This window comes from Gelidibacter sp., from assembly GCF_035577925.1.
In the GTDB taxonomy this organism is placed as follows: Bacteria; Bacteroidota; Bacteroidia; order Flavobacteriales; family Flavobacteriaceae; genus Gelidibacter.
Genome location: NZ_DATJCY010000135.1, coordinates 1 through 15,212, shown reverse-complemented (window position 1 = coordinate 15,212; position 15,212 = coordinate 1). Strand labels below are relative to the sequence as shown.

Genomic DNA, 15,212 nt, shown 5'->3' with positions numbered 1-15,212 from the left:
ACAGCATCGACATCCAAATGCACATCATTCGCATTTTTAGCAATCATAATCACGCCAATACTAAACAATGCAGGGAATACCAATCCGATAGCTGTATCTTCCTTAACCAACCCTGTTTTTTGAATTTGCTCCACTAAAACGACGGTGATAACACCGGTTAGTGCAGCAAGAAAAATTAGTATTGGCGAGTTGAGATCCTGTGTTATAAAAAATCCAACAACAAGTCCGGGTAAAATGGCATGACTAATGGCGTCGCTGATCATTGCCATTTTGCGAAGCACCAAAAATGTACCAGGTATAGCGCATGCCATAGCTACCAAACTTGCAATAAGTTGAATTTCTAATTGCGAACTATGCATCTTTTTTTATGTTTTGATTATACAGATTGGCTGCCGTTTCAAATCCTTCTGCCGTTAGGCTCCATAGGTTTCCATCTAAGGTGACATAATTTTTATCAACGAGTTTTTGAAGGGTTTTACGCGTATAGCCCTGAAAATTATTAAGTATTTTTATCGAATGTGGATGCGTTATATGGTCATGTGTTTCTGCAATATGATACATAAAAGCGAGTGTTTTTTGAAGTTGTAAATCGCGTCTGTTGCTTATCAATCGCAATTGACGAAATAGGATGCCTCTGGATGGTGAGAAGAGGAATGAAAATATTACAAAAACAGAAGCCACAATGACAATTACCGGACCTGTAGAAAGATTGTTTTGACTGGCGCTGATGGCAGTGCCTAAAACTCCAGAAGAAGCGCCAAAAACAGCGGCTAACAAAACCATTGTGCCCAAACTGTTTGTCCATTGGCGTGCAGCAGCGGCAGGTGCTAACAACATAGCACTCATAAGGACAACACCAACGGTTTGTAAGCCCAAAACAATGGCCAAAACAATAAAAGTGGTGATCAAAATATCAATAAACTTAGTATTGAAACCTAAGGTTTTTGTATAATCGGCATCAAAGAGTAAGAGTTTAAACTCTTTCCAAAATAAAACAAGAATTATCAAACACGCGGTCATCACCATGGCCATGAGCCAAACGTCGCTTTCTACCAAAGTGGCGGCCTGTCCAAATAAATATTTGTCCAATCCTGCTTGATTGGCATTGGGTTGCTTTTGGATAAAGGTGAGTAGTAGTATGCCAAATCCGAAAAACAATGAAAGGATAAGACCTAATGCCGTATCCGATTTTAAATGCGTTTTGGTAATAATTCCTCGGATCCAGAAGGTGCCAATCAATCCGCTGACCAATGCGCCCAGAAGCAGTGTGTTGGTATCTTTAGCACCGGTGATTAAAAATGCCAATGCAATTCCGGGGAGTGCGGCATGTGAAATAGCATCACCCAGTAAACTCTGTTTCCGCAATACCGCAAAACTACCAAGCATACCAGTAACGGCCCCCAAAATGGCGGTTCCTAAAGTGATTGTGCGAAGCGTATAATCACTAAAAACTAAAGAAAAGTAGTCTTGTAAATTCATAATTTATTCCTGCGCAGTCAGGAATCTCTTTATAGTTTTAAAATTTATTGGTTTTCATTTGTTAAGACCATTGCACTTTTGGTTTTATAATGGTCTTTTTTCCAGAATCTTAGTAGAAAATCCAAATCGTTCAAATAGGATTTGTACGGTTCAATTTTGAAATATGCTAATTGGTCTTTATAATGTTCTACAAAATAGTTAGTAAACTCCGTTGAGTAAATTTGAGTCAGTAATATAGCCTCAATGTCCTCTTTTTTCTCCGCAATGAAAAAAGGGTTTCTTTTATCAGGAAACGCATTAACAATATCATCATAAAATTCAATTCCAGAGTTGGGATTAAAAAATACGACAAATAAGTCTTCGTTATCTTCCCATTCCTTCAAACCATCCATGCCACCAAAATAACCATCTGATTTAGCTCTTTTACGAGCAGCTTCTTTTTCTTTAGTGGTAAGTTTTAAGGAATCATTATAGAAGGCAACAAATCCTTCTAAAAAAGAATTCAAATCCTTGCTGTTTAAAAACGCAATTAATGAACCTTCATTAAAGTCTAAAAACGCTTGTTTTTGTACAGCGAGAAGTGATTCTACTTCTTGTCCATTTTCTAAAAAACTAACTTCTGACCGTGCTTCTGGTGAATTCTTTTGATCTAAAATAATATTTGCATCGAAAGGATAAGCAGTGAAGTTGCCCGAAAACCACCACTCCTCTTCATACTTGACCAAACCAATATAAATGATATTATCTTCATGGAGATCCTCTAAATTATCAAAAGATTTTTTAGTCATTTTAAACAACATTCCTGAAGCGATATGCTGCAAGGTCACATCTGTTTCTGACTGGGATTTGTATTGAAAAAGACTTGTTATTTTTGATGAAATATTGGAAACAGCATTATAATCTGCATGAGACGCTCCCAAAATTGCACTGGCCCAATCTTTAGCGTTAAGTGCCAAAAGTGAGCTGCATGTATTGAAGGTGTAGGTCTCGGTCTTTTCCCTTATATAACCCATTTGGAGATCAAGGTCTTCATGGAGATGCGCTTCAATGCTGGTAAGAATATCATGATCTAAACGACGCTTGATATCTGGATATAACAGATAAGACTCAAAGAAAATGGTCTGTAAATATGCTCTTGTATTATAAAATTGATCTGAGCTGGACACCACTTTTGAACTAAATTCATAGCATTTTTTTAGTGCTTTATTTTCTGGTGCATATTCATAGTCTTCATCCAATCTGTCCATGATCTGTTTGGCAATATTGAATATAAATTTGTTATAAGGATTGAGGAATTTCTCGTCTTGAATTGTGTTTATATAATACCAAAGTAGAAGAGCGACATCCTCCAAATTGATTTCCTCATCAATATAATTAGCACCAACTGTATAAAATGGTAGTGGCTTATTGTAAGTTGCAGCGTACAATATTTTAAAGGCCCGCCAAATATTGGTTTGTGAAATAACATCTTCATAATAACAGGTTATAAAACAGCAGAGATCTATAATATCATCTGTATCCATGAATTCCAGTAATGTCATTTTCTGATCGTAATCAAGACTGGAATAGATGCCATTAGCAATTTTCAAATAATGTAGATCTGTTTTTCCACTATAATTTTGAGGTTTTAACTTTAACCAATGCTTTATATAAACTCTTTTTTTCATTTTTCTATGAATTGGATATATTCAGAATTCGATATTTGATATTCAAAGTTCAAAAAATCATAAATCGTTAATCTTCAATCTTCAATCTACTTCTGTACACTTACTTTATAATTAATACCATAGGTTTTTGTCAGATTATCATCATTAAAAATGTCCTTAACTGGGCCTGTGGCAATTTTTTTAACGTTCAAAAACGTTACCCAATCAAAATATTCTGGAACGGTTTGTAAATCATGATGGACCACGATGACTGTTTTTCCCGCTTTTCGCAATTCTTTTAAAATATTGATGATAGCAATTTCGGTAGTAGCATCCACACCTTGAAAAGGTTCGTCCATAAAATAAATGGAGGCATCTTGGACCAAAGCTCTTGCCAAAAATACACGTTGTTGCTGCCCACCGGAAAGTTGGCTAATTTGTCGGTTTTTAAACGGTAGCATGCCTACTTTTTCCAGAGCTTCGAGTGCCGCTTTTTTTTCTTTTGCTCCCGGACGTTTTATCCAACCTAAACTGCCATAAGTTCCCATCATCACAACGTCCAGTGCCACGGTTGGAAAATCCCAATCCACACTTCCTTTTTGTGGCACATAAGCTACATGCGCACGTTGTTTATGATAAGGTTTTCCGTAAATACTTACGCTTCCGGCAATAGGTTTTAGAATTCCCAAAATGGCCTTAATTAAAGTAGATTTTCCTGCGCCATTTGGGCCAACAATAGCCATAAGTACACCTTCAGGAACTTCGAGGTCGATGTCCCAAAGTACCGGTTTATAATTGTAGGCTACCGTTAAATCATCAACTTTTACGGCCAGAACTCCTGCGGAGGCAGGAGTCTCTTCTCTGGAAGGTGTGTTTTTATTGTTGTCCTTTTCTGTCATTTATACGTATCCTTTTTAAAATTAAAGTCGGCCAAGGTTTAATTTTCACCACGTTTTGTTGTTTGGTATTTGTCAATTATTAAATTAGGTTTTTCACTCAAACCTACAAGGTTTTGGAACTGAGCGCAGCAATCTCAAGCAGCGAAGCAATTAAACCTTGCAGGTTACGGTCTGCTTATTTTATTTGAGGGCATTCACAATCGTATTGACATTATATTTAAACATCCCAATATAGGTGCCTTCAACGGTACCATCATTTCCTAAAGCGTCAGAATATAAAGTGCCTCCAATTACAACCTGATGGTTTTTGGAGGTGACCGCCGCTTGAAGCGCTTCAATGGTCCGTCGTGGCACTGAACTTTCGACAAAAATGGCTTTAATTTTCTTATCAATAATAAAATTAGCTAAATTTTGAACGTCTTGTACACCGGCTTCGGTAGCTGTCGATAAACCTTGTAAACCTACGACTTGAAACCCGTAAGCTTGTCCAAAATAATTAAAGGCATCATGAGCGGTAACTAAAATCCGACGGTCTTCAGGAAGCGTGCTGATGATTTCTCTAATTTCAATATCTAAAGCTTCTAATTCTTGGATATATTTTTTTCCGTTTGTTTCAAATAAATTAGCATTCTCGGGGTTTGCTTCTGAAAGTTTTTTTACCACAAAATTGGTAATCAATTCCCAGTTTTGCACATCAAACCAAATGTGCGGATCGTAATTGGATGCAAAATTCTCTGAGCCAATCAATGTGCTTTTATCCAACGCATCCGATACAGCGATGGTGGTCATGTTCCTACCTTTCATTTTTTCAAAAACCTCTATAAGCTTTCCTTCCAAATGCAAACCACCGTAAAAAATCAAATTGGCTTTTGCCAGTTTAGTGACATCGCCTTCACTGGCTTTGTATAAGTGCGGATCAACACCACTTCCCATCAATCCTTGAACATGGATTTGGTCGCCACCAATAGTTTTTACCAAATCGGTAATCATTGTTGTAGTTGTGACAACGTTAAGTTTGCCGTCACTTGGTGCCACATCCTTACAAGATGAAAGGCATAATAAAGTTAATGAAATAAAAACTATTTTTTTCATAAGCCTAAATATAATTTACGAAGGTACTAAAAAAATATGTACGTCATATTGATAATTAAGGATTTCTGTTATTATTAAAAAAAAACAATTCTGAAAATTAAATGTTCAGTCGAGACGTAATATTTTGAAGATCAGTAATCAGTATCATTAGTGTGTTTCTGTAGAGTTGATTTTGATCAATCGGATTTAGGATTAAGATTCGGTTTTTATGATAAGTATTAGTGTAAAATGTCTGCTTAAAACAATAAGATAAGTTTTTATTGATTCTAAAAATTAATTTAGACGCATTAGATTATTATTTCAGATTTGGCCAAATAATTTTTTTCCTTAAAATAAATTATATTTGTAGATAATACACATATCTATGACGCTCGCCGAAGAAAATTATCTTAAAGCTATTTATCATTTAGAAAATCAATCTGCCAATGGTGTTTCGACGAATGCATTGGCCGAAGAAATGAAAACCAAGGCTTCGTCTGCTACCGATATGATTAAAAAGTTAGCAGAAAAAAACATGATTTCTTATATTCCTTATCAGGGCGTTACGCTTTCAAAAGCGGGCAGAACTTATGCGGTTAAAGTGGTCCGAAAACACCGACTTTGGGAAGTTTTTTTATTAGAAAAGCTTAATTTTTCATGGGATGAAGTACATGATCTGGCCGAACAATTAGAACATATAAAATCGGAAAAGTTGACCGATAAACTTGATGAGTTTTTAGGTTTTCCAAAAGTCGATCCACATGGTGACCCAATTCCTGATAGGCATGGCAATTTTGAAAAAGTAGAAAAAACAGTTCTTGCAAATGCCAAAGAAGGCCAAACTTATGTTTGTGTGGGCGTTGACGATAGTTCGAGTGATTTTTTAAAATATTTGGATAGCAATAAGATCAGTCTTGGGACGATTATTAAAATCATTCATAAGGAACCTTTTGACCATTCAATAAAAATAAAATTCAATGGCGTTGAATTGGTGGTTTCTCAAAATGTGGCTAAAAACCTCTTCTTATCCGAAGTTTGATTGGTTTTTTATATTGCAATTCTATATTTAAAAGTTATTAATGGTAACTTCATGTTTTAATTAAAATTTCTAACCTATGTATCGTTTTTTGTTTTTCTTGATTTTTGCTTTTAGTGTCCAATTGAACATTGCACAAACCCAAAAATTGCCTTTTCAACCCATGGATGTTTTTGCGTTGGAGTGGGCAAGCGATCCGCAGATTTCTCCCGATGGAAAGCAAATTGTTTACAGACGTAACGGTTTTGACATTATGAAAGACAATGCCAAAGGCAATCTTTGGATTGTTAATGCTGATGGAACTTCGCATCGTAAACTCACCTCAAGAGAAGTCAGCGAATCCCAAGCGGTTTGGTCGCCAACCGGCGATCGAATTGCGTTTACGAGTTCAACAGATGAAGGATCGGAAATTTATATGTATTGGCTGGCTACAGGTCAAATTGCAAGACTTTCACAGTTGGAAAAATCACCAAGTTCCTTGACGTGGTCGCCAGATGGCAAGTCGATTGCGTTTACCATGTTTATCTCAGAAAAACCACCGGTTATTGTCAAAATGCCCGAAAAACCAAAAGGTGCCAAATGGGCCGAAACAGCACGGATTACAGATCGTTTAAAACATGAAGCTGATGGCAGTGGCTATATGGAACCTGGATTTACACATATTTTTGTAATTTCTGCCGATGGTGGTGCGCCACGACAATTAACGACAGATAATTATAACCATCGAGGGAATTTGTCTTTTTCGCCAGATGGAAAATCTATTTATTTTTCATCCAATCGGTTTGAAGATTGGGAATACCGATTTAGAAATACTGAAGTTTACAAAGTCAATATAGATACAAAAGAGATTACGCAATTGACCGATCAAGATGGTCCTGACCATTCGCCAGCCGTTTCTCCTGATGGTAAAACCATTGCGTATTTGGGATATGAGGACCGATCGCAAGATCATCAAAATACAGTATTACAATTGATGAATGCTGATGGCAGTAACAAACGCGTTATTTCAGGAGATTTTGATGGTAGTGTTTCTGATATTACTTGGGATAGCAGTGGGAAAGGTTTGTACTTTTTGTATGATGTTCATGGCAATACTAAAGTAGGGCATATGACCACTTCAGGGAAAATCACAAAACTAGCTGATAATGTTGGTGGCACTACTATTGGCAGGCCTTATGCCTCGGGTTCTTATTCCGTTTCTCAAAATGGAACTTTGGTTTATACACAATCACGACCAGAATATCCTGCAGAATTGGCAGTTATCGAAAATAAGAAGAAAGCTATATTAATCACCAATTTGAATGCATCTGCACTTGGTTATCGTGAATTGGGCCAAACGGAAGAGGTTTGGTATAAATCGACTTTTGATGGTCGCGACATTCAGGGTTGGATTGTGAAGCCACCGTTTTATGATGCTTCAAAAAAGTATCCGTTATTAGTTGAAAATCATGGTGGGCCTATTTTAAATTATGGCGACCGCTTTAGTGCCGAAATCCAGTTGTTTGCAGCATCAGGCTATGTGGTTTTTTATCCTAATCCGCGTGGAAGTACAAGTTATGGTGAGGAATTTGGAAATTTGTTAAAAAACAATTATCCAGGCCAGGATTATAATGATGTGATGGATGGCGTAGATTATTTGGTTGAAAAAGGTATAGTAGATAATGCTAGATTATATGTGACAGGAGGAAGTGCGGGTGGTATTATGACCACGTGGATGATTGGTAAGAACAATCGTTTTAAGGCAGCGGCTGTGGTGAAACCTGTTATCAATTGGATCAGTAAAACCTTAGTGGCCGATAATTATTATGGTTATGCCAATTCGCGTTATGAAGGTCAGCCTTGGGAAAATTTTGAAACTTATTGGAAGTTTTCGCCATTGTCATTGGTTGGAAATATAGAAACACCAACCATGGTTATGGTGGGTATGAACGATTTAAGAACGCCGCCAAGTGAAGCTAAACAATTGTACCACGCCTTAAAACTTAGAAAAATAGAAACCGTTTTGGTCGAAATACCTGAAGCTTATCATAATATCGTGCAACGACCAAGTAATTTGATTAGTAAAACCGCGCATATATTAGCTTGGTTTAAGAAGTATGAGTAATAAAACTGGGCATCTTAACTCATAAAAACATACAAAACTGTAATTTATAGTTGCTGTCTTTGTCTTTTTTTATTCAATAAATTTGTAGTTTAGACAGATGGAAGAACAAGGATACATAGAAATATTAGTAACAAACAAGGAGAATACACTAACTCCAAAAGATATTGATATAAATGAAGTAAAAGATTTTATATCTGATGTCGAGTCATTTCTGTATCCAAATCGTAAGGAAAAACAAAATCGACCACACATCTCTTATGATATTGAGGAAGGTTCGGCTAAGCATAGATTTTTTTTACCAATAACTGCTGTTATTTTGTTCAACGGATTGACCACCGAAATTAAAAACCGAAATAATCTTGATTTTTTAGATTATAAAAGACAGTCGATAATTGATAAGTTTCAAAAGAAAGCTCATAAGGAAAATTATATTATTAAATTTAATAATTCCATTTCAAAAGAACCCTCTTTAATCATTGATTACACTACTAATTATGAAATGATAGCACCAAATTTTTACGAAAGTGAATTTTATCTCTATGGGGAAATTTATCAAGAAGGGGGAAAGAATCCAAATTTGCATATAACTACAAAAGAATATGGAAACCTTACTGTTTCGGCAACAAAGGAACAGATTATGGATGAAGAAAAAAAAACGTATAAACCTTATGGAATTAAGGTTAGAGGAAAGAAGAGTTTTGAAGATGACACTTTAACTGATTTGCAATTAGTGGAATTTATTCAATATAAACCTGTTTTCAATAAGACTCTTTTAGAAAAAATGATCGGAAAGGCATCATCTAATTTAAGTAAAATTACAAATGTTGATGCTTGGTTGGAGGATATCAAAGCTGAAGGAGTATGAAGCATGTTCAAAGTATACTTGTAGATAGCTCTTTTTGTATACGATTATTAAAGTCTGATGCAGATTTCCATCAAAATACCGTGGATTATTTTGAATACTTTTTAGAAAACAGAATTGAAATGTATTTATCTACCATAGTAGTTAGTGAGTACGCTGTTGGAGATAATCCAGATAATTTACTTTCGTTGAATGTTTTTCGATTATTGGAGTTTGATTATAAAGATGCCAAAATTGCAGGTATTTTTTTTGCTGAACTTATGAATAATAAGAATTTAAGGGAAACTGAACAGCGGAAAGTTATAATTAACGATTTAAAATTATTTGCTCAAATTCATAATAGGGGAATTGATGCTTATATTACAAAAGACAGAAGATCATTAAGTAAGATGGTTAACCCTTTGGTGAAATCACATAACCTAAACTTCGAGTTTATTGACTTATCTATCTCATTAAATGACAAGTTAGGACGATTGTTCTAAACAATAAACTCAATCTCTTCCATGCGGAATTAATGACAATGATCACAATCGTGCCCGTCTGCAAAACCTTTTTTTGATTTTGATTTCTTCCAGAAAAATTTCTTGATCAAAAAACTTAAGGCTAATCCTAGAGCAACAAAAGCGAGTATGGTTTGTAAGATGTCATTCATTGTTGAACGTTTTTAAGAGTACTTTTACTTTTCTGTTTACTTTAAAACCTGAAAGGCAATCAATGCTATAATATACGCAAAAGCACTCATGATTACAAGTTGGAGTACGGGCCATTTCCACGAATTTGTTTCGCGTTGTACAATGGCCAGGGTACTCATGCACTGCATGGCAAAAGCATAAAATAGCAATAACGAAATTCCGGAAGCAAAATTAAATAAAGGCCCTCCAGAAATAGGATTGATTTCTCCGGCCATTCTGTTTTTGATGGTTTCTTCGTCATCACTTCCAACGCTATAAATGGTTGCCAAGGTGCCTACAAAGACTTCGCGGGCAGCAAATGAGCTTACAAGTGCAATGCCAATTTTCCAATCATAACCCAAAGGTCTTATAGCCGGTTCAATAGCATGGCCGGTAATGCCCAGATACGAGTGTTCTAATTTATAGGAAGCAATATGTTGATGGATTTCTTCTTCTGAAAGATTTTGATTGGCAAATTCACTATTGACAATTTCCTCGGCATTATTAAAGTTTCCAGGGCCATACGATGCCAAAAACCAAAGAATAATGGAAATGGACAAGATGATTTTTCCGGCACCGAACACAAACGCTTTCGTTTTTTCTATAACTGTTAATGCTACGTTTTTGAACAAAGGCAATTTATAATTCGGCATTTCAATCACAAAAAAAGTTTTGTTTTTAATTTTCAGGATTTTGTTCAAAATCATTGCCGATCCTAAAGCAGCTCCAAAACCAATCAAATATAAAAGCATCAACGTCAACGCCTGGTAGCCCAATCCTAAAAACCGACCTTCAGGGATAACTAACGAAATGATAATTAAATAAACCGGCAGTCGGGCAGAACAAGTTGTAAATGGCGTTACCAAAATGGTGATCAAACGCTCTTTCCAACTTTCAATATTTCTCGTGGCCATAATAGCAGGAATGGCACAAGCTGTTCCGGAAATTAGAGGAACCACACTTTTTCCGCTCAACCCGAAACGGCGCATCCCGCGATCCATCAAAAAGACTACACGGCTCATATAGCCACTTTCTTCAAGAATGGAAATAAACAGAAATAAAAATGCAATTTGAGGAATAAAAATGACAATGCCGCCCAATCCCGGAATGATACCTTCTGCTAATAAATCGGTAAAAATACCTGTTGGGAGTGTCTGTTTTGCCCATTCACTCAAGGATGAAAATGAAGCGTCAATAAAATCCATCGGTACGCTGGACCAATCATAAATGGCCTGAAAAATAAGTAATAATATCAGGAAGAAAATGACGTAACCCCAAATTTTGTGCGTCAAAATACGATCTAGTTTGATGCGTAGATCTTTGGCCGAGCTCAAATCAATGGTTTGACCAGTTTTGAGAGCGTCATTTATAAACTGATAGCGTTTAATGGTTTCTTTTTGCTGAAGTCGCTTTAAATCGGATTTTGATTTGGTTTTAAATTTAGTGACGTCAGCAATTTCATTACGTTCAATTTTACCAAAATTCACATCTTGGGTGATGACCAGCCAAAGTTTATATAATAACTGATTGGGAAATGCTTCATGAAGCGCATCAAAATAATCCTTATCAATTTCTGAAGCATTCATACATGGTTTTGTGGACAATTCCCTGTAATTGAAAATCAATTCTTTTAATTCGTCAATACCCTTATTTTTTCTGGTACTTACAAGCGCGATTTTTGTATTCAAGCGTTGTTCCAGATGCGGAATATCCAAAGAAATCCCTTTATATTCCATACGGTCGGCCATGTTGATGACCAAAATGGTAGGAATCTCTAAATCTTTGATTTGCGTAAAAAGAAGTAAGTTGCGTTTTAGGTTTTCGACATCACAAACTACAACGGCTACATCGGGGAAGTCTTTGTCGTTTTTATTCAACAGCAATTCGATAACCACATTTTCATCCAAAGACGATGCATTGAGACTGTATGTTCCGGGCAAATCAAGAATGTGAGCTTTTACACCACGTGGCAGTTTGCAAAGGCCTTCTTTTTTTTCGACGGTTATTCCCGGATAGTTGCCTACCTTTTGGTTTAATCCGGTAAGTGCGTTAAAAATGGAGGTTTTGCCTGTGTTTGGATTTCCAATCAAGGCCACGTTAATTTGTTTGCTCATTTAGGGGGTCTCTATTAAAATATGAAGAGCAGTTTCTTTGCGGATGGCCAGATGAGTACCATTAATGTTAAGATACAGCGGGTCTGAGAAATAGGCAACTTGAACAAGTTCTACATAATTGCCAGGTAAACAGCCCATTTCCAAGAGTTTTAACGGGATGTAAATTGACGAAACGTCAGTAATGATACCACGTTGTCCTTTCTTTAAATCGGCGACAGTAATCTGCAAAGTTATTTAGATTGATTTTAAAGAAGCAAAATAAGTGAAAAAAGAAATAGCTTCAAAATTTGAAGATCAAAGTTTTGAATTATTTTTTCGAATAATTTTAATGACCGATTTTACAGCTTTAAAGTCGGTTTTTATGAAGTGTTTATTGTGTATTACTTTTCTTATCGGCTTTCAGTACTTTAATATCTTCTAAAAGACGTTCGATATCGTCAGCTTGAGTGCCGTCATAATAGCCTCTAATTTGTTGTTTTTTGTCGATAAGCATAAAGTTTTCGGTATGGATCATATCGTATTGATCGCCATTTCCGTCCTCTTTAACGGCCAGATAACTTTTTCTTGCCAATTCATAGATTTCCTTTTTATCGCCAGTGACCAAATTCCATTTTTTGTCATTCACGCCTTTTTCAATCGCGTATTTTTTTAACTGCGCGACATCATCAATTTGAGGAGTTACCGAATATGAAAGCAACATCACCTCATCATCATTGGCTGTTGCTTCTTGGATTTTGACCATGTGGTCGGTCATGATTGGGCAAATGGTTTGACAGGTTGTAAAGAAGAAATCGGCCACGTAAATTTTATCCTTATAATCGTCTTGCGTTATGGTTTTGCCATTTTGATTGATCATACTGAAATCGGCAATTTTATGATATTTACTTTGGTATTGAAGTGTGCTGTCCACCATTTCAAAATTCACCATGGTTGGTTGATAAATGGGGAGCACTTTTTTGGGCGTCAAAATATTGAACATGATGGAAACGACCACCGCTGAAAATATCAAAATAAAAATTCCGAAAAATCTGTATTCCCTAAAAAATGAGAGCATTTTTAAAAATTTATGAATAAATGTGATGTAATTTGATTGCAAAAATACGATACATAAGCATTAATCGGTCATTTTAAATGCTAAAATTTTGCTTTTTAGAATGAGGTCGTTTGTTGTTTTTCGTTTAGAATCAGCAGTTTTATTTTTTCAATATTTGGTTTTTGTAGAAGAGGTTTCGGCTTTTTATTTCGATTTATTTTAGCAGACTATTAATTGAGAAGATCAACTATAATAAATCGCTGTTAAAAAACGGGCTAATCAAAAGAGATTAGTTTTCTAAATGGGGTTAAAAGACTACTTTTGTGCCCTATAATTTTTTTGAAAAGAGATATATGGAGTTTGTAATTAAAATTTCTCAATTTTTATTGAGTTTGTCCCTACTGATCGTGCTTCACGAATTGGGGCATTTTGTTCCGGCAAAATTATTTAAGACGCGCGTAGAAAAATTCTACCTGTTTTTTGACGTCAAATATAGTTTGTTTAAGAAAAAAATAGGCGATACCGTTTATGGTATTGGCTGGTTGCCACTTGGAGGCTACGTCAAAATATCGGGTATGATTGACGAGAGTATGGACAAGGAGCAAATGGCACAACCGCCACAACCTTGGGAATTTAGATCCAAACCTACGTGGCAACGTTTAATTATCATGTTGGGCGGCGTTACGGTCAACTTTATTTTGGCGCTCATAATTTACATTGGTGCTTCGTATGCTTATGGTGATACGGATATTTCTGCAGCAAGTATAAAAGATGGGTATCTTATTGAAAATCCATTATTGACCGATCTTGGATTTAAAACCGGTGATGATATTGTTAAAGTTGGTGATGTTAATATTGTGAACGAATCGGATATACGGACCAATATTATAGGTGCCAAAACGGTGACCATTAAGCGCGACAACGCAGAACAATCTATTACCTTGCCCGAAGATTTTTTGGGACAGTTATCCACAAGTAAAGACCGAAGGTTATTTGAAATACGAACACCATTTATGGTGGTTGAAGTCCCTGATTCATCATTTAATAAAGGGGTGGATTTGCAAAAAGGTGATCTTTTAGTATCTATAAATGGAAAGGAAGTAAAATACAGAGATGAAGTACCAGCAATTCTTAACGAATTGAAAGGAGAAACTGTAGCAATGGATTTTATGCGTAATAACCAAAGAATTTCTCGCAATTTGCAAGTCAGTGAAGAGGGGACAATAGGCATTATTCAAGGTGGTGCTTCGGCAACTCAGCTGGCCGAATTGGGTTATTTTGATATCGTTAGGAAAGAATATTCGTTGGGCGAAAGTTTTAGTGTTGGTTTGGATAAATTTACGGGGCAGATTACCGGTTATTTTACCCAGTTGAAATTAATTTTCAGTCCAAGTACCGGTGCTTATAAAGGTGTTGGTGGCTTTAAGGCTATTTTTGATGTTTTTCCTGCTTTTTGGAGCTGGGAATACTTTTGGAATATTACAGCGTTCCTATCGATTATGTTGGGCGTGCTGAATTTATTGCCAATTCCAGCGTTAGATGGTGGTCATGTCATGTTTTTATTATATGAAATGGTATCGGGACGCAAGCCATCAGAAAAGTTTTTGGAGGGTGCACAAGTGGTTGGATTCGTGATTCTCATTATGTTAGTATTGTTTGCCAACGGTAATGATATTTTTAAAGCAATAACCAATTAAAAATATTTTAAAATTGTTTTGTTCAAGTTAAAAAACATACTATATTTGCAACCTCAAAATAAGGTATTATACCTTCCTCTTTAGCTCATCCCGATAGCTATCGGGAGGTTAGAGCATCGGGAAAACGTTCTTTAAGATAAAAATGAATTTTGTTTACATATTGTATTCTGAAAGCCTTAAAAAATATTATATCGGAGAGGCATTAAATATAGAAGAACGAATTGAGCAACATAATTCAGGCTTTTATGATAAAGCTTTCACTAAAATAGTTACAGATTGGGTGTTATATTATTCGATCGCCTGTAAAGATAGAGTGCAGGCAAGAAAGATAGAAGCCCATATTAAAAAAATGAAAAGCAAAACTTATATTCAGAATTTGAAAAAACATCCTGAATTATCAGAAAAGCTAAAAAATAAATATAATTAACCTTCCTCTTTAGCTCAGTTGGTTAGAGCATCTGACTGTTAATCAGAGGGTCGCTGGTTCGAGCCCAGCAAGAGGAGCAAACAAAGCCGTTACGAAAGTAATGGCTTTTTTGTTTTTGAATAACTGATAACCATAATCTATTCTTGAATTTTCTGAATAATGAATTAGAATAG

At 35.8% G+C, this 15,212-nt stretch carries 14 protein-coding genes and 1 tRNA gene; 7 read left to right on the top strand and 8 right to left on the bottom strand.

The annotated features are described in order from the left end of the window. The 5 genes from VNJ50_RS04765 to VNJ50_RS04745 all read right to left on the bottom strand — a co-directional run. Positions 1-359, bottom strand: a 359-nt coding sequence (locus tag VNJ50_RS04765) for a metal ABC transporter permease (RefSeq protein WP_325579563.1), incomplete at its 3' end; no start/stop codon positions are given. Further along, on the bottom strand, positions 352-1,479 hold the full coding sequence (locus VNJ50_RS04760; RefSeq protein ID WP_325579561.1) for a metal ABC transporter permease: 1,128 nt from the start codon (positions 1,477-1,479) through the stop codon (positions 352-354). The genes VNJ50_RS04760 and VNJ50_RS04765, both read right to left, overlap by 8 nt. A gap of 44 nt (positions 1,480-1,523) precedes the next feature. Beyond that, entirely contained in the window at positions 1,524-3,146 is a 1,623-nt protein-coding gene (locus tag VNJ50_RS04755; RefSeq protein WP_325579559.1) for a DUF3843 family protein, read from the bottom strand. 86 nt (positions 3,147-3,232) lie between these two features. After that, positions 3,233-4,024 (bottom strand): metal ABC transporter ATP-binding protein, encoded by a 792-nt coding sequence (locus VNJ50_RS04750; RefSeq protein ID WP_325579557.1) that lies wholly within the window; start codon positions 4,022-4,024, stop codon positions 3,233-3,235. Positions 4,025-4,204: 180 nt separating this feature from the next. Next, positions 4,205-5,116: a metal ABC transporter solute-binding protein, Zn/Mn family gene (locus tag VNJ50_RS04745; protein ID WP_325579555.1), complete on the bottom strand. Its 912-nt coding sequence runs from the start codon at positions 5,114-5,116 to the stop codon at positions 4,205-4,207. A gap of 364 nt (positions 5,117-5,480) precedes the next feature. Between VNJ50_RS04745 and VNJ50_RS04740 the strand changes: the two genes are divergently transcribed. The 4 genes from VNJ50_RS04740 (at position 5,481) to VNJ50_RS04725 (ending at position 9,579) form a co-directional block, all read left to right on the top strand. Continuing rightward, a complete protein-coding gene (locus tag VNJ50_RS04740) occupies positions 5,481-6,134 on the top strand; it encodes a metal-dependent transcriptional regulator (protein ID WP_325579553.1) in 654 nt (217 codons plus the stop codon). Positions 6,135-6,210: 76 nt separating this feature from the next. Then, entirely contained in the window at positions 6,211-8,235 is a 2,025-nt protein-coding gene (locus VNJ50_RS04735) for a S9 family peptidase (RefSeq protein WP_325579551.1), read from the top strand. 97 nt (positions 8,236-8,332) lie between these two features. After that, entirely contained in the window at positions 8,333-9,100 is a 768-nt protein-coding gene (locus VNJ50_RS04730; protein ID WP_325579549.1) for a hypothetical protein, read from the top strand. Next, positions 9,097-9,579: a PIN domain-containing protein gene (locus VNJ50_RS04725; RefSeq protein WP_325579547.1), complete on the top strand. Its 483-nt coding sequence runs from the start codon at positions 9,097-9,099 to the stop codon at positions 9,577-9,579. The genes VNJ50_RS04730 and VNJ50_RS04725 overlap by 4 nt, the downstream gene beginning before the upstream one ends. Positions 9,580-9,785: 206 nt before the next feature. On the opposite strand, the gene feoB is transcribed toward VNJ50_RS04725, so the two are convergent. From feoB to VNJ50_RS04710, 3 genes are all read right to left on the bottom strand, one after another. Further along, complete coding sequence (feoB, locus tag VNJ50_RS04720) at positions 9,786-11,882, bottom strand: ferrous iron transport protein B (protein WP_325579545.1); 2,097 nt, start codon at positions 11,880-11,882, stop codon at positions 9,786-9,788. Then, the gene (locus VNJ50_RS04715) at positions 11,883-12,110 is read right to left on the bottom strand and encodes a FeoA family protein (protein WP_325579543.1); all 228 of its coding nucleotides are present in this window, start codon (positions 12,108-12,110) and stop codon (positions 11,883-11,885) included. A gap of 142 nt (positions 12,111-12,252) precedes the next feature. Beyond that, positions 12,253-12,936 carry an SCO family protein gene (locus VNJ50_RS04710; protein WP_325579541.1) on the bottom strand — a complete coding sequence of 228 codons (684 nt, stop codon included), beginning with the start codon at positions 12,934-12,936 and terminating at the stop codon, positions 12,253-12,255. 332 nt (positions 12,937-13,268) lie between these two features. Between VNJ50_RS04710 and rseP the strand changes: the two genes are divergently transcribed. The 3 genes from rseP to VNJ50_RS04695 all read left to right on the top strand — a co-directional run bounded on the left by rseP (position 13,269) and on the right by VNJ50_RS04695 (position 15,116). Beyond that, the gene (rseP, locus tag VNJ50_RS04705; RefSeq protein WP_325579538.1) at positions 13,269-14,612 is read left to right on the top strand and encodes an RIP metalloprotease RseP; all 1,344 of its coding nucleotides are present in this window, start codon (positions 13,269-13,271) and stop codon (positions 14,610-14,612) included. Between the two features lie 142 nt (positions 14,613-14,754). After that, positions 14,755-15,039, top strand: a complete 285-nt coding sequence (locus VNJ50_RS04700; protein ID WP_325579536.1) for a GIY-YIG nuclease family protein — start codon at positions 14,755-14,757, stop codon at positions 15,037-15,039. 3 nt (positions 15,040-15,042) lie between these two features. Continuing rightward, positions 15,043-15,116, top strand: a tRNA-Asn gene (locus VNJ50_RS04695). Positions 15,117-15,212: the final 96 nt, after the last annotated feature.